Origin of the sequence: Psychrobacter sp. ENNN9_III (assembly GCF_001462175.1) — a bacterium.
GTDB lineage: Bacteria > Pseudomonadota > Gammaproteobacteria > Pseudomonadales > Moraxellaceae > Psychrobacter.
On the sequence record NZ_LNUO01000022.1, the window covers coordinates 52,204 to 77,448 of the forward strand.

Here is a 25,245-nt window from a genome sequence, read left to right on the forward strand (position 1 = left end):
TCTTTCCTATCTTTTTATTCATTTTATAGCTATTTTTTGTAAGCTTGATAACTTTATTTGGCTTAGTACCTATCTTTTATCTGGTTTCTAAAAAAATGCCCATACTGTCTTCTACGCATTTATTGTTAATTTTAGCGAAATAACCCCCATTATTAAGCAGTATCCTAAATCTACACTTAAGAAACAGTATCTTTCTGATTAATACTATGTATATTAATAGTCTATACAAAGAATATTGTCTCGCTGCTATCAGTATAAAATGTGTGTAGCGTGCGTATAACTTTAATAGCAGTCCACAGTAAACGATTTTTCTTGTGTATTGTCTCTTAGGTAGTTTATTTTGCAGAGCCCGGCTTAGCTGCCGTAAGTTGCCATACATTATTGAGGAAATTGTTAATGGACGCACTTAGTATGTTATTACAGAATGTGCATTTGTTTGAAACAAATTACTATCGTTTAAATGGTAGGGGTAATTGGTCATATTCTATTGATAGAAAAGATACGATTTTATTTTATCTTGTGTTATCGGGTAGTTTTTGTATCGATGTCGGCAGTGAGATACGAGAGGCAAAGACTGGCGATACCATTATGATCTCAAACGCCTATAAACATGTCAGCTATGCACTCAATCATCATGGTGATAACACCAAACCTCTAGATGAGATGCTCAATGATTCTGAAAGCCATGTTATAGATCTTAATGGAGAAGGTGAGATCAATGCATGTTTGATCTTGATCGAATGTCGATACGAAAAAGAGATGACGCAACCACTACTGTCAGTACTACCCACGATATTGCCTGAGCTTACTGAGATGTCTGATGGTCGATTCGGCGTTATTGATGTAGAGGTTAAGCTGTTGACCTTGGAGTCTGAGCATGAGCGTATGGGTAAGACAGCAGTCATCAACCATTGGGCCAGTATTATGATGATTGAGTGTCTGCGTACCTATATTGAGAGTTTACCTGAGGCGACAGATAATTGGCTTAAAGCGCTAAAAGATCCATTTTTGTCAAAAGCATTGGTAGCGATGCATTATGCACCAGATCGAAACTGGACGATTCATAAACTTGCTGAGGTCGCAGGAATGTCGCGCTCAAGCTTTGCCCAGCGGTTTAAAGATGTAGTTGGAATGCCGCCTCTGACATATTTGATTGATTACCGTTTGCGCTTGGCAGCACGTTATCTACGTTTGCAGCAAAACAGCATCAGCCGTATTAGTGAGCTAGTAGGGTATGCGTCAGACTCAACCTTTAGTCAAGCCTTTAAGCGCGTTTATGGTGTATCACCAAAAGCTTATCGTCAGCAGTATCAACGTAAACTGACAGCGTAAGTATTTTATAAGCGCCCATCTTTAAAAAGTCAGATAAAGAGCGGCCGTAACACTGACAACCAAAGTACGTTCAGGTACTATATAATAATCAGTAGTCCAAACGCAGTCACTACGATATTTGGCTATTTATTACCTTTAGTTATGACATTTAAATAAATAGCTTAGATATATGATTATGATACTGAAGACCACATTTATTTTTTGCTGGTGATGGTACATTATGACCCAAACGACTTTTAACAACATCCTACAATCTACTGCTATAAGTAGCGATAGTAGCGCCTCCATCCCTGATGGTAAAAGTAGCCATGAGGCTGTGTCATCGTTACAAGAACCGATGGCGACTGATAAAGCGGCGCTGCTTGCTCTTTTTACACCATCATCTTCTCAGACATCTGCTATTCACGCGACTGAGACCTCAGAGTCTAGTGTGGCTGAGCTGCGCTTAGCACTTTATCGCACGCAGCATGAGCGAACACGCTTGCTGTACTTGGCGCCTGCAGATATACGTCCAACTTATCTGGTACAGACATTGAAGAGTCAGTTTGCAGAGTACCAGCAGTATAAGCTTGCGCAGCAGCTCGATAAACGTGGCCTGCTCGATGTCACTCCGCTTGAGCGCATGTGGCAGCAGTTGCACGTGGTCGATGATATCATCGCTGATATTGTACGTCATATGCCAGCACAGCAACCGGCAGGGTGGCAGCTGACTGCTCAAGATGGTCACAATCCGCTGAGACTTGCGACTGTCGGTAAGCTAAAACACCCCAAGCCTATTGAGGATCAAGCCAGCCTAAATAGCTATGTGCTTGGACATTTTGGGGTGAGTAGTTTTACTTATGACCGTGGATATTATATCGGTCATGTGGTTGGTTACTTATTTAGCTGTTATTTTTGTGCCCATTTATCTATTAGCTACGGTGTCACGGCGCTTGGCGAGCAAGTGGTTGAAGGATATGACTATGCTAGCCTCGAGACCCCTTATATGGTACGTTTATTACAAGGCCTAGACAGCTATTGTAAAAAGCGTATTTATCAATTGGCGGTCATTTGCGCACGACTCAGCGTTTATGCGTCTGATAAACGTATCGAAAAGATGCTTATCGCTGAGGTCAATGATTTTGATAAAAAGCTACAGCAACAGCATTTAGATGTATTGCTATTACAAGGAATGATGCCTGAGAGTAACGACTCTACGCCACTTTTTTAAATACATGACTTCCCAATTCTTTTTTTATCAACTGCCTTAGGATATTCGCTGCTATGCCTGCTTATCATTATAAAGCGCTTGATGACCAAGGCGGTATCCAAAAAGGATTATTAGAAGGCGACTCTGCACGGCAAATACGTCAGCAAATTCGCGACAAGCAGTGGACACCGGTAGAAGTCAATGCCGTCAATGACAAACAAGGTCGACAGCGAAGTCGTTATAAAAAGCCGTCTGCTTATGAGTTAGCGCTATTAACCCGTCAGCTCTCAGTCCTGCTAGCAGCTGGTATTCCACTCGAAGAAACCCTAGCAGCTGTCGCCAAGCAATCTCCCAAAACCCATATCAAATCTCTTATGCTGGCAGTACGCTCGCACGTTTTAGAAGGCTTAAGTTTTGCCCGTGCGTTACAGCAAGCGGCAAGCTTTCCGCCTCTATATATTGCCACTATCGCGGCTGGTGAAAAGTCAGGTCATCTTGATCTGATTCTTAATCAGCTGGCCGATTACACTGAAAATCGCTTTGCCTTACAAAAGAAAATCCAAGGTGCGATGGTATATCCTATTGTGCTGATGGTCATGGCAATCAGTGTGATTATGGGGCTGATGAGCTTTGTTGTACCCAAGATTGTCAAAGTGTTCGAGCAGTCTGAGCAAGCACTGCCCCTGATAACTCAGGTAGTACTTACGCTGTCCAATGCTATTACCCAGTGGTGGTGGTTGATGCTACTAATATTAATAAGTAGCGCTTTTTTGTTTTATCGGTTTGCGCAAACGCAGGCAGGCAAGCTTGCTATCGATAGCATCGTCCTTCGGTTGCCGATATTGGCGCGTCTCTCTAAAGGACTCAATGCTGCACGCTTTGCAAGCACACTGTCGATATTGGTGCGCTCAGGTGTGCCATTGATTGAAGCTTTGCATATCGGTGCTGCGGTCACAACCAACCTACACATTAAACAAACTATTATCACTGCTGCCGATCGAGTAACAGAAGGCGCAAGTTTGTCCAGCCAGCTTGAAAAAACCTCTTATTTTCCACCGATGATGGTACAGATGATCAAGAGCGGTGAAAACTCGGGCGAGCTTGAAAGTATGCTTAGTCGCGCAGCCAATATGCAAGAGGCGGAAGCGACTAACTTTATTAGCACTTTGCTATCGTTATTAGAGCCGCTAATGCTAGTATTGATGGGAGTTGTAGTGATGATTATTGTGATGGCAGTCATGCTACCGATTGTGAATATGAACGACTTGGCAGGTTAGTTCGGGCGGTTTACTATTTGACCGTATCACTTTAACCTTACAGCAGGTTTCTTAAGTTTTGCTTACTGTTGTATATTAATCAATGATAGGCAAATACACTGTCGTTCATTGATTCTTTGGGCTATAGTGACTTTTATAAACAGTGACGTTTATACATATATAGAGGTTTATGTACTTATAAGTAGGGACAGCGATAATCCAAAACTTAAAATCAAAATTTAAAATCAAAGTGCGCTAGTAGATAAATGTACAATCATAGTCTATAGTGACAATCGTCTTGATATTTATGTATAACGGTAATGATAAAAGCGATGATTATGATTGATAAAACCTCAACCAATGCGACAAAGCAGTTTTTTATGAAAAGCAGACAATCTCATTTAGATATAAGAGATACAAACATCGTCAATAGTCGGACAGCATTGAGCCGTAGTCAATCAGGCTTTACGCTTATCGAAATTATGGTCGTGATTGTCATTCTAGCCATTTTGGCAGGATTAGTCGTGCCAAAAGTCGTAGGGCAAAGCGATAAAGCGCGTGTCAAAACGACAGAGACCGCACTAGCGACTGTATCCAATACGCTTGATATGTATAAAGTAGATAACTCGCGCTATCCAACGACCGCGCAGGGCCTAGAAGCTTTAAGCACGCCACCTGCCGAAGCAAAGAATTATCCTGAAGGCGGCTATATTAAAGGCGGCTATCCGACCGATGGTTGGGAAAACGAGTTACAGTATGTCTCTCCTGGCAGTGAAGGTCGTCCTTACGATTTGTTTTCGTTGGGTGCAGATGGACAACAAGGCGGCGAAGGTCAAGATGCTGATATCTATGCAAAACTATAAGTAGAGGTATCAGCGTACTCAGTATTAACGACCAGCAATGGATAACTGGATCGTAACTATTATCAACCAATAAGTCATTATTGGTTGATATTTTTTATCAATACGTGAAACTTATGCCATCAGTGATTAAAAGCAATAAAGGTAGTTATTCATGACAATTAAAATGCCAATAATAAAATCAGTTGCGTTACACAAACATCATTCTAAAAAGTCTAATGCGCTTGCACTTGCTATCATGAGCACCTCAGTGATGATGGGTTCTTCAATGATTGCTATGACTGCTCAGGCGGCAAGTTTAGGTGAGCTGTTTGGTAATAACAGTGCTACAAAGTCGAAGTTTTTACCAGTGGATAAAGCTTTCCAAGTTGATAGCATTACCAATGCAACATCCAAGGGCACGCGTTTATCCATCACCTTTGATATCACGCCAGGTCATTACGTTTACAAAAACCAGCTTACTTTAAACTTTCCTAAAGGAATAAGCGCAACGCCGTTTACGTTTAATCAATCTCCAGTCTCAATCGATGATCCAACTTTTGGTAGGGTTCCTGTATTTACCCAAAAGCATATGATAGCGACGACGACACTGACGACCAATAATGGTAAAGGGGCAAAGAATGCACCGCTCGTGATCGGTTGGCAGGGCTGCGCCAAAGCTGGACTATGCTATCCGCCAGAGAAAATCAAAACCACGGTTGATATCGCAGCACAACGCAAGTAAATATCGATTGAGTCGATGTCAGTATTAGTAATCAATAGGCAGTCCTTTATGTCCATTAAGACACTAGAAAAACCTCCATCCACCTCTACAAGTCATCCTACCAAAAAGTCTTATCTGTTGGCATTTGCTTTAAGCAGTAGCTCATTGCTGACAGGGTTGCTACCTACTGGGTTGGTCGCTACTGGACTGACCGCCACATCCATGACCGCTCAAGCTGTTAGCTTGGGTGATTTGTTTGGTAATAATAAAAGCTCAGCGAAGCCAAAGTTCTTGCCAGTCGATCAAGCGTTTCAGGTGGGTAGTGTCAGCAAGCCTGTCGCGACAGGGACGCAGTTGTCGATCACCTTCGACATCACGCCTGAACACTATGTCTATAAAGATAAAATAAAGCTAACTTTACCTACTGGTGTGACTGCCGCACCATTTACTTTTAGTCAGACTGCTGTTTTTATTGATGATCCCACCTTTGGTCGTGTGCCAGTATTTGATCAAGCCAATATGGTAGCGACCACGACGCTAAGTAGTACGAGTGGCAAAAGCGTGGACGATGCAGCAGTGGTTATTGGCTGGCAAGGGTGCGCTAAAGCGGGACTGTGTTACCCACCTGAAAAGATCAATACTACTGTCAATATTGCTGCGACTACCCCGCAGACTGCAGCGAGTGACAATAGTACGTCTTCTCAAGATCAGACGACAGACTCTACCGTCAAAGCTGCTATGAGTGCTGCAACGACAGCAGACGCGGCGAATGCAACTAACCCGGACAATGCTACATCTATAGCAGAGCAAGTAGAGACAGATGATGAGGTGATTGACTATGCCTTGATAGATGAGGGTGCTTTAGATGACGAGCTTACAACCAATACGATTTCTGGAGCAGATACCAATGTCATCGGTGGCGGTACGGTCGATAGCAATACGACCAATAGCAACACGACCAGCGGCGCTACTGTCAACGAGAATGGTTTAGTCGATACTGACCCGTTTGGTCTAGCATCGCATCCATGGTTGGCATTAGGTTTGTTGTTTTTAGCAGGCTTAGGTTTGGCACTGACACCCTGTGTGCTGCCGATGCTACCTATCGTTGCTAACATCGTCGCTCGCGAGAAAAACCCTACTGTCAAAAAAGGTGTGATATTGACCACCAGTTATGCCATTGGAGTCGCTACTGCCTATGGTATCTTAGGTGCGGTCATCGCGGTGTTTGGTGAGTCATTAGGCATTATCGGTTGGCTACAAAACCCCATTATCTTGATTAGCTTTGCTATCATCTTTGTACTGTTAGGGCTATATATGCTGGGCGTATTTACTATTCGTCTGCCACGAGCCATCAGTAGTAAGCTGCAAGGCTTGAGTCAGGCGGGTGATAGTAAGCTTGGTAGTACGGGAGGTAGCCTCGTTGCTGGGTTTTTATCCGCACTAGTCGTATCGCCTTGTGTGTCCGCGCCACTATTTGGTGCCTTGCTTGCAGTTTCGACTATTGGTAGTCCGCTGCTTGGTTTTATCGCCTTATTTATGCTTGGTTTTGGTTTGTCAGCGCCGCTTATTTTGATTGGTGCCACTCAAGGCAAAATCATACCGAAGGCTGGCGAGTGGATGAACTGGGTCAAGCAAGGCTTTGCGTTATTGTTGTTTGCAGTGGCGCTACTATTGATTGAGCGAGTATTTGTATCTCCCATAATGCTGCTAGTATGGGCGTTATGGTTTATGGTGGTGGCGACATGGGCTTGGAGCTGGCTGGGCCGTGGTCGGATGCTTACTCAAGCGCTTGGCTTGGTGACTGGTATCTGGGCTGCCTGCTTGGTCATTGGGGCGGCATTAGGCAATGATGACAGTCTACATCCATTGGCGTCACTAAGTGCTGCGCCAACGATGGTACAGTCAGCGACTGGCCAAGCGGTTAGTAATGATAATGCAAACGATGAGCATGTCACGACGCTTGCACAGTTAGATGCAATCACTGCCAAAACGCCCAAAGCCATCGTGGATGTGACGGCTGATTGGTGTGTCGAATGCCGGATTATGGATAAAAACTTATTCCATAGTCGCCCAGCGCAGATGCAAGATTGGCAACTGGTCAGGCTTGATATCACTGAAACTACCCCAGACTCCAAAGCAATCTTAGCACGCTACCAGCTATTTGGTCCGCCAGCGTTATTGTATTATCGAGATGGTCAACTGGTAAACCAGCAGGTTGGCGAAATTGGACGCTCAGAGTTTGAAGAGACATTAACAGTGCTAAACCAATAACACTGCATCAGTAAGAGTCAACATTATCAAAGAGTCAGTATACTGTTATGTCACAGTTACTGGCTCTTTTTACTTACCAAAAGTCCGCGTAAAAATATATTAAAGCCGAATTCTAGCTATTTAACATTGTACTAAGGATGAATAACTCTAGTATAATGTGGATATATTTATTACACTAAAGCAACAATAGTTAAGTTGTACTAATAAAACACCATAGTTGCTATTTACCTATCAGGTTTGATTTTAGTCATCGTAGATAATTTATTGACCACAGTGTCAATTAACACAAGGGACACTTATGTTTGTTCATACAACTTCGCAGCGTCAGATGATGGGCCTTGCTTTTGTTTATCAAGCTACTAAGCACACAGTAACCAAAACTCATTTGAGCATTGCAGTTGGTGCAATATTGAGCTGTTTGACCATGCAAGTGCATGCGGTAGACAACAATCAGATAAATGGTAAGACGGTTATAGAAACGCCGCAAGCTACTGTTGAGCCGTTAGAGGCGTCGAACGATGCTGTTGATAGCCAAACAAAACTGTCTAACGATGCTTTTGTTGCACAACAAGCACAATTGTTTTTTGAATGTACGCAAGTACGTACGGCCGCTGCACGACTGGCTTGTTTTGATAAAGTTGCAGAGCAAGGCGAGACGCCAAGCTATACCACGACCAAGCAACCATTAGATTTGGCAAGTACCATCAAAAGTACCATTTCGGGTGATCCGCAGGTGGTACTTGCAGAAGATATGACCAAAATGCAGGGCGATACTGTAGAAGCTGCTGATACGGTACTCATTGCCAATCAGTTATCTTCCAATAATGGAACTAATAAGGCTGCGATAGACAAGACACAAGCCGAGATATTAGATGATGTAGGCGTGACTCAAAGCGATATCGAAAAATATACGCCGTTGAGTCTGGCCTATGATTTGGACCAAAACAGTGAGCGCGGGACTTGGTCAGCGCGACCACACCGTCCTATGTATTTGTTACCTTTATTCTTAAATGCCAAGCCCAATCGTAGTCCAAATACTCCGACTCGAGATGAGGAGGTTTTTAGTCCCAATGAGCTAAGAGTGCCTGAGCTGAAATTGCAGGTATCTATTAAGACTAAAGTCGCAGAGGACTTATTCGATACCAATGCCGATATGTGGTTTGGCTATACGCAGCAGTCGCATTGGCAGGTCTATAACGAAGACAATTCTCGTCCGTTTCGAGCAACCGACTACGAGCCTGAGGTGTTTGTAACTCAGCCTGTCACAGCGAACCTACCCTTTGGCGGACGCTTACGTATGCTAGGGGCAGGGGCCTCACACCATTCAAATGGTCAGTCTGACAACTTGTCTCGTTCATGGAACCGGGTATATCTGATGGGCGGTGCTGAGTGGGGTAAATTTGCAATCGTACCAAGGCTGTGGGCGCGTGTTAGTACCGAAAGTGGCGACACGGATGATAACCCAGATATCGAAGATTTCTTGGGTTATGGCGATATGAAGTTCTTATATGACTTGCCAAACAAACACAGTGTCAGCGGTACCTTGCGTTATAATCCAAAGACAGAAAAAGGCGCAGCGCAAGTCGATTATATCTATCCATTATCTAATAACGTCAATGGGTATGTTCAGCTGTTCCATGGTTATGGTGAGTCTATCATCGATTATAACCATAAAAATACCGCTGTCGGGGTTGGGATAGTACTTAATGACTGGAAAGGACTATAATTCGCTAAGTCTTATCAATAAGTGTCATAACGGCTTATGCAGCGCTTAGCACCATATCAAAGTGGCCTATGGCTGGCAGAGTATATAAATTTACGCTGTCAGCTATGCCATGTCTATCGTAGTACACCTTCCATACCGAGCAGCACTGCACCGACGCTTTACAATCGTATACAGCAGTATTTTCATAAAGGTCTTTTGTGCGCGCGCTGTCATGATTATATCGCGTGGCTTCCTAAGGTGTTTACTGTAGATATTGCAGCGGGTGCTTCTCTTACTATCCAAGCTGCTACTTATTACGATTATCCAATTCGCCAAGCCATTCGAGCTTTTAAACATTCAGAGGACATGACCAAGCTGCCTTTATTGGTACATGTATTGCGTCAGCTACCAAGACCTATCGGCTGCCACAGCCAAAACAGCGTCATCCTACCCATGCCTACCACCGCCAGTCGCCTAGTTGAGCGCGGCTTTGACCCCGTGACTATTCTTTCCGCCTATTTATCGAAGCATTGGAATATACCTATCTGGCAAGGTGTCCAGCGCATTGATCATACTGTTAGCCAGCAAGGTCTAACGCGTGCAGAGCGCTTAGCGAACCTAAACGATGCTTTTACGATGACGACATTACCTCCTGCCAAACGTATATTGCTATTTGATGATGTGGCGACCACAGGAGCAAGTCTACAAGCACTGGCTCGAACACTGTCTGCCAAGTCCTTCTCCCACAATCAGACATATCCTATCAATCAAAGTACATCTCACGATAAAAACACGCCTGTCTCTGATATTTACCATCTATCTGCCTATGCACTTGCTCACGGTAGTCACAACGCCTAATTAGACAATGTTAACGAAAAATATTTTTTTGTATTGATAATGATACAGAAATGTATCTGTGTTACATTGTCTATTCGTATGTCGATTCTTACTACTATTTTAATGATTACATTACTTAAATATCAGGCTATGCGCTATAAGACACTGTCTATAAATAGGGTTACGGTGGAATGAATATTGCAACAGTTTTCTGAAAAATAAACAAAAGATCGGGCACTCATGACCTGTCTTTTGATGTAGATAAATAGGCCGTTGTCATTATGTGTGATTGTTATTAATAGGATATTGATGTGAATGCATCTTTGTACAGCTTATCTTACCAACGACCAGCATCCAACGCAGGGTTTACTCTGATTGAGCTGATGATAACGATAGCTGTACTGGCTATCATTGTAAGTATTGCCGCGCCTAACATCAGCAACCAGCTGGCCAATCAGCGAGTAAAGTCAACTGTCTCAACCATAGAGAGTGCGCTTAAAGAAGCAAAAGCTGAGAGCATTATACGACGGCAAAATATCACAGTGGTATACGACAGTAGCACGCCTAAAACCATCACCTTACAAGACGACAGCAATACCGTTTTATCTACCTATAACATCGCCTCTCAAAGCACTATCAATCAAGTAATTACTCCTACTACGGTCACCGCGGTTACTTTTCAGCCTAATAAAGTCATGGCTGGTGGCGCCAGCGTTATCTATACCGTTTGCGATGATGCTTCTAATAGTGAAACTCCTACACAGGTCAGTCTTAACAGTATCGCTAATATCAATATTACGACCGTTGGGAGCTGCTAATGAAGACACAGACGACTCAGGCAGGCGTGGGATTGATCGAGGTTATGGTAGCGCTGCTGCTACTGACGGTAGCAGTATTGGGCTATAGCGCTTTACAGGGTCAAGCTATAAAAGTCACCAACGAGTCGCTCGAGCGTTCTCAATCGCTCGTTATGATGCGAACAATAGCAGAAAAAATACATGCTAACCCTTCTGCTATTGAGACTTATGCAGATGAGCTTAACGAAGATGGGACGATCACTGCACCTAGTGATTTATGTGGTCTAGACGGTCAAGCTGTTACAACGCTATGTGAACCAGAAGCGCTTGCAGAAGCTGAAAGTTACAAGGTTAAAGCAGAGCTGCAGAACTATGACTTCCGAATCCAAATGCATGCTTGTCCTAACACGGGGGGTACAGGTGACAATGTAGCAAATAATATCATGTATTCGTACTGTTTGATATCGGCGTGGGGCGATACCACCCCTACTATCGGTACAGATAGTGAGACAGATTGTCTAACTGAACGCGTGGTCGATGGCGATAATGTAGAAGAGGCTGGTGGTAGCTACTATGCTAAATCCACATGCATGATGATGGAGATATGATATGAAGCGTTTATCCCATGAGGTTAAAAACTCATCTATATCAGATTCTATAGGACGACCACAACCGACATCAACGTTTGAAATACAACAAGGTTTTACCTTAGTTGAGCTTATGATTGCTTTGGTATTAGGTCTACTTGTCTCCGCTGCCGCACTACAGATTTTTTATACCAGTTCAGTCAATAGCCGTCGTCAAGAAGCAAGCTCGCAAATCCAAGACAACTCTATTTTTGGTTTCTCTCAAATACAGCAGCATTTGAGACGTACGAACTATGGTGCCAAATCCACAAGTGCGTACGATGAATACTTTATGAATCATCTAACGCCGCAAGGCGGGGTAGTACTTACAGCACCAGACGGTGCTTCTGGAAAGTGGCTTAATAATAACTTATCTGGTTTGGTGCTAGATAGCGCTGCTATAGCTGACAACTTACTGTCTAGTAGTGCCTCTGCCAATAGTGTCAGCAACCTAAATGGTATCGCAAATAGTGATCAGTTAACCATTCAATATCAATCCAGCCGAGAAGGTTTGTTTGATTGCGAGGGTGCTTCTATTCCAAAGGATTTTTATGTCATTGAACGTTATTTTGTTCGTATGGATAACACCGTGACTCCAGCTGTGCCCGGACTAGCATGTGCATCAGCAATCTACAATTACAAAGAATCTGATGCTGGTAGTGCAACTGGTATTGATATAAAGGCTTACACAGTACCTGGAGAAGGCACAGCAACGCCGAATAACTTGGCAGGGGTTGGTACGATTGTTATATCTAACGTAGATTATTTTAGAGTAATGCTAGGTGTATCAGACAGCACAGGATTTGCAACTGATCCTGAGAATTCTCGTATTGGGTATATAGCGATCCCTGATGGATCAGACCTTAATGCACAGCTTAATAACAGACGTATTGTCAGTTTGCAGCTGGGCATTTTGGCAAGATCAAACAATCCAACAGTGACACCGCAGGCAAACAGTGACTTAAGCTTTACCGTGCTCGATAAGACAGATGTCGGCCTCAATGCTACAGCGATACAGGGTCCCACTTATCTACGTAGTGTCTATAAAAGTACTGTGCTACTACGTAATGCAAGAGGAGGATTATGATGAGACAAAATACTACCAATCATCCCAAGATAACCACAAGCTTGCATCATCAATCAGGTGTGGTACTGATCGTTGTATTGTTTACTTTAATCTTGATTATGGTTGTCGGAGCAATTGCCGTCAGACAAGGCACGACAGATCTAAAAGTGGCGACTGCTGATCAAGTCAATAAGCTACTCTTTCAGGCCAATGATGCCGCTCTTATGAAGGTAGAAAAGGAAGATCGTATCCTAAGTGAGCGCCGGGACAATGTCGATACCCTCAAAGGCTATATGTCTAGTACGGAGCGTGAAGGGCATCAAGTCAGCTTTTGTGTACGTCCACGTAGCACCAAACTGTTTAGTATTCTTGAGATTAGCGAACGCAACAAAACCAATGATTTATTATCGGACAAAAACAATGGCTATTGCAATCCTGCGGTCAGTGAGGACTATGTCAGTGAAGGTCGAGTGATGACTCAGATGACCTTTGTACGGCCTATCGAGACTGAAGACAAAGGTGTCTTCTACAAGGAAGTCGAAGGAACGCTGTCCAATGATTTTGAAAAACCAGAAACAGGCGGCAATGTCACTATCGAGTGTACCACCTTTGTAGGCTACGTAACGTCAGTCATACCTGCGCTATCTAGAGCGCCCTTAGGTAATGCCAGTAGTAATGACACGACCACGATAGCAGGTTGCCTCAAACAGTCACGTACAGAATCTACCACGGTAGATAGTTGCCTAGCAGCCCTTGCTGTGCCCTTTCAGACTCAGCAACAGACGTACTTAAATCAGCCAGTTGGGGTTGATTGTATCTCAGGCAGCTGATGAAAAATATATCAAAAGATCAGTCATCACAAACTAGATGAGAGTTGTGGTTTTCTACCAAAATCAAAATTACATGAGTAGTTATTATGAAAATCTTAAATAGCAACACAGATAGTCAATCCAATCCTAGTGTGAAAGACTGGTCGCTAAAGCTATTATCAACTGTCATCTTAGGTTGTATGGCAACGAGCGTAGGCCACACGTCTGATTTGGAAATATATCAAGGGGCGACCTATGGTAATGCCTCTATTGCCATGATGCTAGATAACTCAGGAAGTATGGGTAGGGGGAGTATTGGAGCAGATTATCCAGATGTTAATTTTTGGTATAGCGATAATGCGCAGCTAAGAGAGAATATATATAGCGACGATGGAAAAAGTATCGTTGATTCTATTACCTATAGAGTGGACTTCTATAGAGGCTATGATGGTAAATACTATTTTGACCGTATGTCACGTCTCAAAATGGCACTTATTCCTATGTTTGCCAATCCAAGAAGTGAGGCAGCATTTGGTAAAAATGTTGATCTTAGTAAATATAAAATTGGACTAGGGAGTTTTTATACCAATTCTGGAGTTAATGGCGGTAAGATTGATAATCCAGTCTTAGACTTAACTTTAAGTAATCGCAAAGAACTACTCGCAACTGTTAAATCTTTAAGCGCCAGTACCAACACACCTACTGCCGATGCCTATGCTGAAGCAGGGGCTTATATGCTAGGGACTAATACCCAAGCTAAGCAGTCTGAAACCGTGTATACCGAGGTTGGTTATTCACAACGTGAGATAAAAAATAAAAACAAATATCATTATGTACTCTATAAGTGTGAAGAGAATAGCTCAAACTTGGTTACCAATGGAGACTATAAATACTACCCTTGTAAGTCAGGTGAGTATGAGGAAGAGGACGACAACAAAGACGAAGATAAATTAGACTTTGATGAATTAGGTGGCTTTGATGCCACCTATAAAGTAGGCAACAGAACTTACTACTTTAGATCGTCTAAACAAAGCAATGAAGAGAACTCAGCAAGTGGGTTTGATTTATCGACCAATAACGCCAAAGTAAAACCAGATTTTTTAAGATATGATTCTCCTATCAAAGGCGAAGCTAACCAGTGTGATGGCTATGGTATCTATTTTTTGACAGATGGTGAGCCTAATACTTCTTCCAATTATACTCTTGAGCTTATGGAAAATAGTCTGTCTGATAGCTCATTAACCATGGGCGACTCTTGCAACTCTGCCTTAACAAGCTCAAATACTAGATACGGGACAAAGTCTAAGTGGGAATGTATTGGTGAGTATTCTAAAGCTTTGTACAATAAAGAGAATGGTAAGGGTGTCCCTATTGCTACCGCAACCGTTGGTTTTGGCAACGTCTTTAAGCAACTGACAGAGCAGGGTAAGGTTACCAAGACGGTGACCCGTCCGAGTGGCGCTGTTGAAACTGTACAGGTTTATCAATGTGATGCCAACGGTATCAGTCAGGATGCAAAAAACTTATGTAAGCTTGGCGAAAAAGGTGAAGGCTACGGTGAAGGTGGCTTTTACTACACAGAAGAGTCTGTAGATATCGCTAATAGTGTGCGCAAGTTCATTGAAGATGTGAGTAAGGCTGAGATTGATCCAATATCGGCAGGGACAATGTCTGTACCGCTTGATAGTCTAGGCGGACTAAAATCGCGTCAGTATGCTTATCTACCTATCCTCGAGCCTGTTCCTAAGTCGCCGCTATTATGGAATGGCAATCTAAAAAAATACAAAGTCAAAAATGGTACGTTAGTGGGCAGTAATGATGAATTTGTCTTTTCTGATGGGCAGTAATGATGAATTTGTCTTTTCTGATAGTACAGGCTTATTTGCAAAAAACACGCAAGACTTATGGAATACAATCAATGATACCAACCGTCCTGATACACTAAAACCAGATAGAGGCACCCCGCAAGTGGGCGGCGCTTATCAAAAAATATTCGAAAACGCAGTAGCGCCATTGATAGGGGATAGGAACTTATTCGTCGATAATGGCAATAGTTTGATAAACTTGAAAGTCAGTCAAGATAAAAAGCCTTTAAACTTTAATCCGTTAGTCGGTTATAGCAATGCTCAAAAGCTAACGTTGCTTCATTTTATGGGTTATAGCGAACCTACCAATACGACAGTTGTAGATGGTACCGCGCTAGAGTCTTCTCAGGACAAATGGTTGAAGAACGTAGGTGGCGTTCTGCATTCTATACCGCAGCTCATTACTCAAAAGGTAGAAGTTAAAGCTTCAGGTGAGTTTGATAACGATACTCGAAAAGATTACCTCATCTATGGCTCTATGGATGGGGCACTACATATGCTCGATGACAAGACGGGCAAAGAGGTGTTTACCTTTGTACCAAAACAAATCCTCGACCTACAACCAGACGCCCTGACAGGTACTGGCACCGCCAAAGATGGCAGCTATCCTTATGGTGTCGACGCCCCTTGGCTAACTTATGTCTCCTACACCACAAAGTCTACGACTACGGGTACAGGAGAGTCTGCGACCACCACCAATACTTATGAGTCTGATCAGAGCTTCGCTTTGGGCGGTCTACGTATGGGTGGATCAATGTATTATGCTTTGGATGTCTCAGATGTCAGTAAACCTAAGATTATTTATGGAATTGGATCTAATTATGCCAACCGTCTAAAGGGTGATATAACTGCGCTAGGTGGTACTAGAGATAATGTTACTAGCCCAGCTACCGGAGTTGGCACATCTGCAGAGTTAAGAGCTTATGCACGTATGGGACAGACATGGGGTAAGCCTACACTTGGTTATGTAAAAAGCGGTGGCAAAAAGGTCATGGTCAGCTTTTTACCTGGTGGGTATGATGCCTGTTATGAAGATCCAACATTCAAATTAAATACTGCAAACCTAACAGATATCCAATGCAGTAATCAAACGTCTGCTCAAGGCAACGCTGTGTACATGGTACAGATGGGGGAGGTCAAGACCAAATCAAACAACGAAGAGATGGTAGATGCCTCTAAAAATAATGGCAAACTATTATGGTGGGCGAGCAATCAAGGCGCTTCAAGCGATAGTACCTCTCGCACTTCTTCATTGCAGTATTCTCGTTCTGCTGATTTAAAACACAGCGTCGTCACCCAAATCCGAGCGTTAGATCGTAACTATGATGGTCTCATCGATCATATTTACTATGCTGACTTGGGCGGGCAAGTTTGGCGTGTCGATATCAACAATGATGAAGATACCGATAACTTTAAGGTAGACCGAGTGGTAAAGGTATTGGATGTCAGCGACCAAGTGGCAGAGGGCGATGCACCACCGCGTATCTATGAGCGTCCGCTAATTACTTTTTACAATGGCAAATATGATTATACAGAGGCTGATAACAGCGGTGGTAACTATAGCGGTGTTCAAGCCATGATAACGGTAGGTACAGGAGATCGCAGTAGTCCAGTAGAGGCGATAAGAAGTAAGCCCGATGCGCTTTATAACTTTATAGATAAAGATCTCACACGTAGTGATCTGTTTTATTATGGAAAAGAGACAGCGCCGACGATAAGCTTACGCACACCTATTGTTAAAGTTGCAGGGACGTCCAATAGAAACGACAAACTACAAAAGCTTACGTTTTCTAGCTCAGATATCGGCACGGCAGGTATCAAGAAAAACATGGAAAATGGCGTGGTACAAGGTTGGTATATGCCGTTTACCCATTGGTTAGGGGAGGAAGCGGGTGTCAATGACAAATATAAGATTAAGATGTTCAATGAGCCTGATGCTATCGGAGGCGTGTTGTTATCGTCGTCTTACAACCCTGATGAAGGCCAAGAGATTCAGGCTTGTAGTGCGGGCGTTAGAGGTGAGACGCAGCGTGAACGTACGTGTCTGCCTTATGGTAATTGCCTCGATGCTTATGGTACCGATGTATCGACCTCACGCGCATACTTCAACGCCGGCTCAGGTATCGTAGATAATATTATCAGTCAGTATAATGATACGTCTGTCTTTAGTAGCTTAGTCAATCGCTGTGAAGGTGATGAGTGTGAGCCTGAGCTCATCTGTCCAGATGGTAACTGTGGTAACGACAACCCTCCTGTGTTTGATGAGTGTGTCGGACCTACTTGCGGGGTCAATAGTGGTATCAATACCGACAAACGCATCAATCCATTGAGCTGGATGGAACATTAAAATGCTAATAAGAGCCAACAGTGGTTTTGCTCGGCAGATAGGCTTTACGTTAATAGAGCTTATGATCGTGGTCTCTATTATCGGTATACTAGCGGCCATCGCTGTACCCAGTTACCGCGCCTATGTCGTACGTAATGCTGAGGCAGATACGCAGCGTAAAATGCTATCGCTCGCAACTGAGCTTGAGCAATGGCGCGCCAAAGCGCTAACTTACAAAGGCTTCGAACCAAAGACAGATACGATCGCAAGCACAACAGGCGCGATCAGCTGGCCTGCCAACAATCCTCATTATACGATTCGTCTTGGACACATCGCAGGCAGTCCAGCAGCGTTTAGCCCGTTACACGAAGGTGGTGAGCGTGCTATGGGCTGGGTCATGATGGCGACACCTATCAATATGACAGGCGCAGATAACTTTATGCTAAGTAGTCAAGGCGTACGCTGCACGAATAACATCGCATTTGATATTACAGATACCGATTGCGGAGCAGGGGAGACAACATGGTGATATCTTCATCGAGCAACCCACCAGCGAGCACTACACATATGCTATCGAACCAACACTTGCCCCAAAGAGGCTTTACATTAATAGAGCTGATGATTGTCGTCGCTATCATCGGGATACTAGCGGCCATTGCTTTTCCTAGCTATCAAGGCTATGTCGAGAGAACCAATCGAGCGGATATGATGAGCGAGATGCAGCAAATAGCCACCCGCATTGAGTCCAATAAAATAAACTATAAACGTTATGACAGAATACCGCTGTCCTCGGTGTTGTCAGGCACTGTCGCGGCTGATGGTAGTGCAAACTTCCCTATCGCTGGCACGGCACTATATACCGTTACAGTTATTACAGATCCAAATAGTACGACTACTGTAGGTGGCAATAATTGGACAATTACCGCTGTTCCTGTGACTGAGCAGCGTATGGTAAATGACGGCAGGCTTACGCTTAATCATGAAGGTAAGAAGTGCCGTATTGATAACAATAACGTGGCAACCTGTGGCACTGGTAAAGAATGGGACTAAAGCTGTACTATCTTCTCATCATTCTCGCTATCACTGTCTGACCCATCCTGACACAAAATGTCATCTCTCCAATTTAGACCAAAGTACCTTTTTTGGAGAGTGACAATTTGCTGCAACAATTTGGTAACATTATTATAGAGATAAAAACGGTGACAAAAATTGTTACCGTTACTTCATCATTATTTAGCTATTAATCCTATTTCAATTTAACTTACTACTCGTTTATTAGTAGTTAGCAGTCTTGAATAATTTTTATTATTTAATAATATTTGACTATATTTTTACCGTTTAATCGTTAAATAAAACCGCTTGTCTTAAGCTCAGATAGTGACACACCGAGTGTGAGCAAAATAATTAAATCTCAACCCCCCTCCTTTAAAAAGTTGGCACAGTACCTGCAACATTCCTGTTAAGAGTCATATTAAGACAGCATGCGCTATATGGTAGCGTGCATTTTATATCACTGACGGCAGGTATCTACGCCCAACCAATATATGGCGACGCTGTCAACTTATTATCTAAAGGAGTTCTTATGAACGCTACTACACAAAAAGGTTTTACCCTAATCGAGTTAATGATCGTTATCGCTATTATCGGTATCTTGGCGGCGATTGCTATTCCTCAGTACCAGAACTATATTGCTAAGTCGCAAGTATCACGCGTGATGAGCGAGGTAGCCTCAATGCGTACAGCTACTGAAACCTGCTTAAATGATGGTATTTCACAAGCAGACTGTGGTTTCGGTTGGACTGATAGTAATCTATTAGAAGGTGGAGCTGGTAAAGCTTTACAAGGTACAACTGGCCTATTGGTAACGTTTGCAACTGCTGCTACTGAATCTACTACTCTTGAAGCAGAATTTGGCGCTAATGCTTCTCAAGCTATTGATGGCAAAAACTTGACTTGGACTCGTTCACCGGAGGGCTCATGGACTTGTTCTACCTCTGTAGATCCTAAATACAAGCCAGCAGGCTGTTCAGGTTCAGGTTCTTAATTTACTGAATCATCAGTAAGATATTATAATAACGTACTTAATTTAAGTGCTAATTTGAGAAAGAGAGGTTTTAAACCTCTCTTTTTTATTGTTAAAATTTACTGTGTTTGATTATATGAATATTAAAGCTCAAAACATACCGACTTACCTCTTTGTAAACTCAGACAGCTATTTGGCTATGAAAGCTTTTCTCATGGTTATAATGCTTAATATCGTGATGTATAGTGCCAATATATTATCAGGAACAGATCGTGCTTTTTTTAATCTCGATTATTTTATTCCTGTCCTACTATTATCACTAGGCTTTCGGTGGCTATATATAGGTGCTTTTTTATCATTAGCTGTTATTGATTTTTTGGTGTTGTTTGGACAAGTATTTCCTGCTATTCGCCTCAATAACTTAGTATATCTATTGAAATTTTCGTGGATATCATCATCAAGCTATCAGATATATGGTACTTTACTGATAATTCTAGTAATACTACAGCTATTTGTTACACTTAAATTATATCGCCCCAAGTTGAACATATATCTCTTAATGATATTCAATATATTTATCGTCATACAAGCTATCAAGTATCATTTACCTGATGCACAAATTTTTCAAAATACAACAAACGGTCAAGTCAAAAATGGTTTTTGGATACCCAAAGGCAGAATCGTTAGCTCACAATTAGAAAACTATATCGGCTATTTTAACAAGAGCTTCATACAAGGGTACGATGGCGATGGTGATGCACTACAAGATGTAAGGATTAGCAGTGTATCAGAACCATTATGGCAAGATATAGGTAGCCATAAAAAAGTATTACTCATTGTCAATGAGTCTTGGGGGCTACCAAAAGATGAGTTGATTCATAGAGAGGTTTTATCTGAGTTAGTTAATAACCCAAACATAAATAACTTACAGACTTCAGATATTGAATTTGAAGGTTTTACCTTAGGTGGAGAGCTACGAGAGCTTTGTCATAAGGCACCTATACATTTTAATCTAAAAAATCAAAGCGAGGGCTTTGAAGACTGTCTGCCCAACCGTTATAAAGAGTTGGGCTATCGTACCGTAGCGGTACACGGGGCATTAAGTCTTATGTATGATAGGAGGTACTGGTATCCACGTGCAGGTTTTGAAACAATACTTTTTAGAGACCAAGGTCTCAATTTGCCAGACTCACGCTGCTTTTCTTTTCCAGGTAATTGTGATAAAGACATTGCATCAGTGATTACTACTCAATTTCAGAATAGTAATAGTTTGTTTTTATATTGGCTTACTCTGAATACACACTCTATTTATGATAAAAGAGATATATACACTGATTTATTCGATTGTAATAACTTTGATCTAGAAGATAGACCTTATTCTTGTAATAATCTTAAATTACAAAAGCAGTTTTTCCATACCTTAAATGATATGCTAAAGAACGATGCTTACAAAGGTACTAAAGTCATTGTAGTTAGTGATCATGAACCACCTATTGTGAGTAGTGAGGATTCTGCATTCAATCCAGGACGTATTCCTTATGTCTCCTTTACTATTGAATAAAACGCCATGGTAACAACCAATAAAAAAACCACCATTATATATAGCCTTGTTATTTTGCTTAGTTTACTCTTTATATTAGGTGGTACTTATTTATATACAGCACAGCACTTATTGTTAAGCCGTCTTAGCTATCATTTACAAGTACCTTTTATTAAAAGTACCATCCACTGCTCTGACGGTGCGCCAGAGTTTATGTATGAGCTTATGAATAATTTGGTAACTGAACAAAAATCAATGAGCAATCAGATAGTTTATCAAAACAAAGAGGGTGAGCGCTTTCATTGTGAAAGCGGCTGGGAAGACGGTTTTCGTGGTGATAACCTAATCACAATAAATAGCAGATTTCGATATGCTAGTGTATCTAAAATAGTCACTTCCGCGATAGTATTAGACTTGATAAACCAAAACAAGGTGCAACTAGATCAAAAGCTGTTGGATGTTATTGAGATCCCCAAGCCGAAAGATGAGCGAATACAAGATATTACTATAGCGATGCTACTAGAACATAGCGCAGGTTTTGATAGATATAAGTCTAAGACTGCTATGTTAAAGATGGATATAAAGCCATGGTGCCCTACTGATTTAGAAGATCTTGCTGGTTTAGAGCTTGATTTTGAGCCAAAGACACAGTTTCAATATTCTAATGTTGGTTATTGTTTATTAGGAGCAGTAGTTGAGCAAGTTACAAAGCGTAGCTTTCATGAGGTGGCTAGAGAAAGTTATGGCCTAGATGATAAAGACATACAATTCGTTAAAGATGGCATGCTACCTGATGAAATCGTGTACGACTATCGTTATGAAAATTTTTTTAGTTCAGATTATTACACTCACTTTGATTTTAAAGACTCGCTATATGCGATAGGCGGGCTTGCAGGTTCAGCAAATGCTATGGTAAGCGTAACTCAAGATATGTTATTAAAGGAGCCACTTAATATCTTATCACGAGCCAAGTCTCCCTGCGCAATAGATAAAATTGGCGGCTGCTATGGTTATGCCCTAGAGCCTTACCAAAAAACCGGACACAGTTTTACTATATATAACAAATCTGGGTATTTTCCTGGAGTGAACAACGATATATTTGTTGACGATAAAGGTGGTATATTAGCCGTATATAGAGGAGCAAGTGCGCCAAGTTTTGAAGCTATGCAAAAGCTAAAAGAACTGGTTTATGCGAGACTTAATTCTTATTATAAGTTAGATAGTATGTAGAAATTTACAATCTATCATTTAAAGAATCGGTAGTATATAAAAAAATTATTGATAAATACTTTAAAAATATTAAATATATTGAAAAATTTATAGAAACAAAAATCTAAGTGTGATTTTTACTTAAATTTAATATTCACCGTATTTTTTAGAACACCGTCAAGTAATTTAGCATTTAATTAATTCGTTTGTAATATTAGCTGATGCATAAGTTTTTTTGATGTTTTAAGAGACATGTATGTACTTAAAATCTATTAGTAATTATAGAGCAATAGCAATAATAGCAATAGTTGCGAGCCATATTTACGGATTTGGACTTTCAAGCCCTGATCCAGTTACATATTTTATAAAGAGTATAATAACTGGATCGACTGGTTTGTTCGTTTTTATTTCAGGGTTTATGTTTTATTATGTTTTTTATAAAAAATATGAGTATAAACATTTCATTAAAAATAAGATATTAAATATTGGTGTTCCATACTCTATACTTGCAATAATCGCTATTTGTATCACTTATTTCTTAAGTAGTGGTTATTTTAACGCTAACAGCCTATCAAGCTATAGTTATAGAGATGGAATTATTTTCAAAGTAGAGGATAGTACTTTTACTATAGTATTAAAATATTATGCTACTGGTCGTTTCTTAACGGCATATTGGTATATACCATTCGCCTTGATTTTATTTGCTTCAGCGCCAATACATATATTCTTTATAAGTTTAAGGAAACGTTTGCAACTAGAGGTTGTAATTTTGCTTTCATTGGTTTCTATTTTTGGTCATCGTCCTGTCGCAGAAACTAATCCTTTCCAGTCACTTGTATACTATACACCTATTTATTTGATAGGTATATTAGTAGCAATGAATAGAAATAAGGTAAAAGTAACAATTGAAAATAAAAAAGCTGTTATCATTCTTATATTTCTTGTTTTTACTTTTACGATAGTTCAGTACTCAACAGGGCATATTGGAAATTATAATAAGCTATTTTTTTATTTTGATGGTATGGACTTTATGTATCTACAAAAAATAAGTTTGATACTATTGGTATATATATTCCTTGAGAAATATAGTTTTAATTTATATTTTATAGATGTTATATCAAAAACTAGTTTTTCAATATTCTTTATTCATCCATGGTTGATTATATTATTTAAAGAAATTTTTTATAACCTCGGTTTTGTATTTTATCCAGAAGAAAATAACTTATTTTTATATATGTTTATGTTGGTTTTAATATTATCTATATCTGTTTTAATATCTTTATCTATTAAAAAATCTTTTAAATATAGTATTAAAACAAGATATTTAATTGGTTATTAAGAAATAAATAGGTTTTTTCATTTACATTAGTAAGATCAATACAGAAAAATTTATGTTATTTTCTATACTTAGTTTAATGCAGAGATAGTATAGTAGAAATCCTGTAAAAATAGGTTTATAGCTTAGTTAGAATAAACGTAATAATATGATAGCTGAATAAAAGTATAGTAAGGAATTTGAGAAAAATGGTTTGGAGAAAATGATCTTTATGTAAATCAGTATAAAGTCTTCTATTTGTCTCCTCTTAAATTATTAGGTTTTATGAATGTATACGCAAAATGGCTTCACTCTCGTTGAGATGATGATTGTTATCGTGATTATTGGCGTTCTATCAGCAATAGCTATACCTCAATATCAGATTTATGTAGGCAAGGCGCAAGCGACAAGAGTAGTGAATGAGATGGGGCAGTTGCGTCTATCTGTAGAGGAGTGTTTACAAACAGGTCTGACAGCTATTGGCATAGGTAAAAATGAGTGTGATCCACGAGCATCAGCGTCTAATCTCATCGTTGGTGGCTCGCAAGTGGGCGTAGTACTACCTAACAATATGGGTGTGGCACAGCTAAGTAACCCTTTGACATTGACAACGAGTATTGTAGGGACAGTATCAAATCAAGTAACACCGACTAACGCAGGTAAAAAGGTGCAATGGTTACGTACCAGTAATGGCTCATGGCGCTGTAGCAGTAATATTGCTCATAATTATTTACCTAATTCTTGTGCTCACGACGCCAGCTTGTAGTTGGCGTAGGCTGGGTTTTTAACCCAGCTTTTTTATTCTGTAAGTTCACGATGCTGGGTTAAAAACTCAGCCTACAAAAAAATCCTACTCAATATCTCAAAAAGCCAAACGTTATGTTCGGCTTTTTTCATTCATCCCACCCCATCAAGAATAGTGTAAAATCCTCGCATATATGCTCACCACATTAATGAGTCAGTTTATGCAAAAAAAAAGTCTTAATGATATGTTTGGTCATTGCGCTACTTGAAGGCTTTGCTGGTCTTGGTATCGAGATTTATGCCATTCGTATATCCGCCACTTATATCGGCTCGTCCATCTCTATCACTGGCGTTATACTGGCAATGGTACTTATTGCCATCGCCGTCGGCTACTGGTATGGCGGGCGCTTATCGCAAGCGGCGCGAACCCCAAGACAAGCACTATTGCAGGCCGGATACGTGTTGTCATTGTCCGCCATCTCTCATGCGATCGCCTGTATCATTCAGTTGCCCCTACTGGCAGCCATGACATCTAGTACAGATAGCCCTATCATCGCCGCAATCGGTGTCGGATTGCTGTTTGGGGTAGGGCTAGCGTTTGGCTCGACTGCCATTCCTCTTATTACGCAGTTTTTATCATTGAAATACAAAAATCACGACGGTGTTGACGCGGGCAAAAATGCTGGCACAATGGTAGCGATTACCACAGTAGGTAGCGTACTTGGCTCAACCGTGACGCCGATTTTTTTGTTGCCTTATATAGGGCTTATGA

At 41.2% G+C, this 25,245-nt stretch carries 22 protein-coding genes; all 22 read left to right on the forward strand.

Annotated features, from left to right (window positions below):
• Positions 1-411 precede the first annotated feature (411 nt).
• Positions 412-1,332, forward strand: a complete 921-nt coding sequence (locus tag PENNN9_RS01515; RefSeq protein ID WP_227511681.1) for an AraC family transcriptional regulator — start codon at positions 412-414, stop codon at positions 1,330-1,332.
• Between the two features lie 220 nt (positions 1,333-1,552).
• Entirely contained in the window at positions 1,553-2,542 is a 990-nt protein-coding gene (locus PENNN9_RS01520) for a hypothetical protein (RefSeq protein ID WP_058368002.1), read from the forward strand.
• 53 nt (positions 2,543-2,595) lie between these two features.
• Positions 2,596-3,798: a type II secretion system inner membrane protein GspF gene (gene gspF / locus PENNN9_RS01525; protein WP_058368003.1), complete on the forward strand. Its 1,203-nt coding sequence runs from the start codon at positions 2,596-2,598 to the stop codon at positions 3,796-3,798.
• Between the two features lie 317 nt (positions 3,799-4,115).
• Positions 4,116-4,640 carry a type II secretion system major pseudopilin GspG gene (gene gspG / locus PENNN9_RS01530; protein WP_227511682.1) on the forward strand — a complete coding sequence of 175 codons (525 nt, stop codon included), beginning with the start codon at positions 4,116-4,118 and terminating at the stop codon, positions 4,638-4,640.
• A gap of 151 nt (positions 4,641-4,791) precedes the next feature.
• Positions 4,792-5,361: a protein-disulfide reductase DsbD domain-containing protein gene (locus PENNN9_RS01535; protein ID WP_058368004.1), complete on the forward strand. Its 570-nt coding sequence runs from the start codon at positions 4,792-4,794 to the stop codon at positions 5,359-5,361.
• 48 nt (positions 5,362-5,409) lie between these two features.
• A complete protein-coding gene (locus PENNN9_RS01540; RefSeq protein WP_058368005.1) occupies positions 5,410-7,611 on the forward strand; it encodes a protein-disulfide reductase DsbD domain-containing protein in 2,202 nt (733 codons plus the stop codon).
• A gap of 298 nt (positions 7,612-7,909) precedes the next feature.
• Positions 7,910-9,337 carry a phospholipase A gene (locus PENNN9_RS01545; RefSeq protein WP_058368006.1) on the forward strand — a complete coding sequence of 476 codons (1,428 nt, stop codon included), beginning with the start codon at positions 7,910-7,912 and terminating at the stop codon, positions 9,335-9,337.
• A 36-nt stretch (positions 9,338-9,373) separates the two neighbouring features.
• Positions 9,374-10,174, forward strand: coding sequence for a ComF family protein (locus PENNN9_RS01550; protein WP_058368007.1), 801 nt, complete (start codon positions 9,374-9,376; stop codon positions 10,172-10,174).
• A 290-nt stretch (positions 10,175-10,464) separates the two neighbouring features.
• A complete protein-coding gene (locus PENNN9_RS01555; protein WP_058368008.1) occupies positions 10,465-10,971 on the forward strand; it encodes a Tfp pilus assembly protein FimT/FimU in 507 nt (168 codons plus the stop codon).
• Positions 10,971-11,558: a type IV pilus modification protein PilV gene (gene pilV / locus PENNN9_RS01560; RefSeq protein ID WP_058368009.1), complete on the forward strand. Its 588-nt coding sequence runs from the start codon at positions 10,971-10,973 to the stop codon at positions 11,556-11,558. Before PENNN9_RS01555 ends, pilV begins: the two co-directional genes overlap by 1 nt.
• A gap of 1 nt (position 11,559) precedes the next feature.
• The gene (locus tag PENNN9_RS01565; RefSeq protein ID WP_058368010.1) at positions 11,560-12,663 is read left to right on the forward strand and encodes a PilW family protein; all 1,104 of its coding nucleotides are present in this window, start codon (positions 11,560-11,562) and stop codon (positions 12,661-12,663) included.
• Positions 12,660-13,472, forward strand: a complete 813-nt coding sequence (locus tag PENNN9_RS01570; protein ID WP_143505710.1) for a pilus assembly PilX N-terminal domain-containing protein — start codon at positions 12,660-12,662, stop codon at positions 13,470-13,472. Before PENNN9_RS01565 ends, PENNN9_RS01570 begins: the two co-directional genes overlap by 4 nt.
• A gap of 86 nt (positions 13,473-13,558) precedes the next feature.
• Positions 13,559-15,298 (forward strand): hypothetical protein, encoded by a 1,740-nt coding sequence (locus tag PENNN9_RS01575; protein WP_058368012.1) that lies wholly within the window; start codon positions 13,559-13,561, stop codon positions 15,296-15,298.
• The gene (locus PENNN9_RS01580) at positions 15,270-17,663 is read left to right on the forward strand and encodes a hypothetical protein (protein ID WP_058368013.1); all 2,394 of its coding nucleotides are present in this window, start codon (positions 15,270-15,272) and stop codon (positions 17,661-17,663) included. The genes PENNN9_RS01575 and PENNN9_RS01580 overlap by 29 nt, the downstream gene beginning before the upstream one ends.
• A 1-nt stretch (position 17,664) precedes the next feature.
• Complete coding sequence (locus PENNN9_RS01585; protein WP_058368014.1) at positions 17,665-18,171, forward strand: type IV pilin protein; 507 nt, start codon at positions 17,665-17,667, stop codon at positions 18,169-18,171.
• Positions 18,172-18,209: 38 nt separating this feature from the next.
• Positions 18,210-18,692, forward strand: a complete 483-nt coding sequence (locus PENNN9_RS01590; RefSeq protein ID WP_058368023.1) for a type IV pilin protein — start codon at positions 18,210-18,212, stop codon at positions 18,690-18,692.
• 532 nt (positions 18,693-19,224) lie between these two features.
• Entirely contained in the window at positions 19,225-19,686 is a 462-nt protein-coding gene (locus PENNN9_RS01595) for a pilin (protein WP_058368015.1), read from the forward strand.
• A gap of 115 nt (positions 19,687-19,801) precedes the next feature.
• Positions 19,802-21,226, forward strand: a complete 1,425-nt coding sequence (locus PENNN9_RS01600; protein ID WP_143505712.1) for a sulfatase-like hydrolase/transferase — start codon at positions 19,802-19,804, stop codon at positions 21,224-21,226.
• Between the two features lie 6 nt (positions 21,227-21,232).
• Entirely contained in the window at positions 21,233-22,435 is a 1,203-nt protein-coding gene (locus tag PENNN9_RS01605; protein WP_058368017.1) for a serine hydrolase domain-containing protein, read from the forward strand.
• Between the two features lie 235 nt (positions 22,436-22,670).
• Positions 22,671-23,753, forward strand: a complete 1,083-nt coding sequence (locus tag PENNN9_RS01610; RefSeq protein ID WP_058368018.1) for an acyltransferase family protein — start codon at positions 22,671-22,673, stop codon at positions 23,751-23,753.
• A gap of 265 nt (positions 23,754-24,018) precedes the next feature.
• Complete coding sequence (locus tag PENNN9_RS01615) at positions 24,019-24,495, forward strand: pilin (RefSeq protein ID WP_058368019.1); 477 nt, start codon at positions 24,019-24,021, stop codon at positions 24,493-24,495.
• A 218-nt stretch (positions 24,496-24,713) separates the two neighbouring features.
• A partial coding sequence (locus PENNN9_RS01620) for a fused MFS/spermidine synthase (RefSeq protein WP_197409061.1) occupies positions 24,714-25,245 on the forward strand: 532 nt, incomplete at its 3' end.

Coding starts and splice junctions, on each gene's coding strand:
- PENNN9_RS01515 (WP_227511681.1), top strand. CDS start 412: ATGTTATTACAGAATGTGCATTTGTTTGAAACAAATTACTATCGTTTA.
- PENNN9_RS01520 (WP_058368002.1), top strand. CDS start 1,553: ATGACCCAAACGACTTTTAACAACATCCTACAATCTACTGCTATAAGT.
- gspF (WP_058368003.1), top strand. CDS start 2,596: ATGCCTGCTTATCATTATAAAGCGCTTGATGACCAAGGCGGTATCCAA.
- gspG (WP_227511682.1), top strand. CDS start 4,116: ATGATTGATAAAACCTCAACCAATGCGACAAAGCAGTTTTTTATGAAA.
- PENNN9_RS01535 (WP_058368004.1), top strand. CDS start 4,792: ATGACAATTAAAATGCCAATAATAAAATCAGTTGCGTTACACAAACAT.
- PENNN9_RS01540 (WP_058368005.1), top strand. CDS start 5,410: ATGTCCATTAAGACACTAGAAAAACCTCCATCCACCTCTACAAGTCAT.
- PENNN9_RS01545 (WP_058368006.1), top strand. CDS start 7,910: ATGTTTGTTCATACAACTTCGCAGCGTCAGATGATGGGCCTTGCTTTT.
- PENNN9_RS01550 (WP_058368007.1), top strand. CDS start 9,374: ATGCAGCGCTTAGCACCATATCAAAGTGGCCTATGGCTGGCAGAGTAT.
- pilV (WP_058368009.1), top strand. CDS start 10,971: ATGAAGACACAGACGACTCAGGCAGGCGTGGGATTGATCGAGGTTATG.
- PENNN9_RS01565 (WP_058368010.1), top strand. CDS start 11,560: ATGAAGCGTTTATCCCATGAGGTTAAAAACTCATCTATATCAGATTCT.
- PENNN9_RS01570 (WP_143505710.1), top strand. CDS start 12,660: ATGATGAGACAAAATACTACCAATCATCCCAAGATAACCACAAGCTTG.
- PENNN9_RS01575 (WP_058368012.1), top strand. CDS start 13,559: ATGAAAATCTTAAATAGCAACACAGATAGTCAATCCAATCCTAGTGTG.
- PENNN9_RS01580 (WP_058368013.1), top strand. CDS start 15,270: ATGAATTTGTCTTTTCTGATGGGCAGTAATGATGAATTTGTCTTTTCT.
- PENNN9_RS01585 (WP_058368014.1), top strand. CDS start 17,665: ATGCTAATAAGAGCCAACAGTGGTTTTGCTCGGCAGATAGGCTTTACG.
- PENNN9_RS01590 (WP_058368023.1), top strand. CDS start 18,210: ATGCTATCGAACCAACACTTGCCCCAAAGAGGCTTTACATTAATAGAG.
- PENNN9_RS01595 (WP_058368015.1), top strand. CDS start 19,225: ATGAACGCTACTACACAAAAAGGTTTTACCCTAATCGAGTTAATGATC.
- PENNN9_RS01600 (WP_143505712.1), top strand. CDS start 19,802: ATGAATATTAAAGCTCAAAACATACCGACTTACCTCTTTGTAAACTCA.
- PENNN9_RS01605 (WP_058368017.1), top strand. CDS start 21,233: ATGGTAACAACCAATAAAAAAACCACCATTATATATAGCCTTGTTATT.
- PENNN9_RS01610 (WP_058368018.1), top strand. CDS start 22,671: ATGTACTTAAAATCTATTAGTAATTATAGAGCAATAGCAATAATAGCA.
- PENNN9_RS01615 (WP_058368019.1), top strand. CDS start 24,019: ATGTATACGCAAAATGGCTTCACTCTCGTTGAGATGATGATTGTTATC.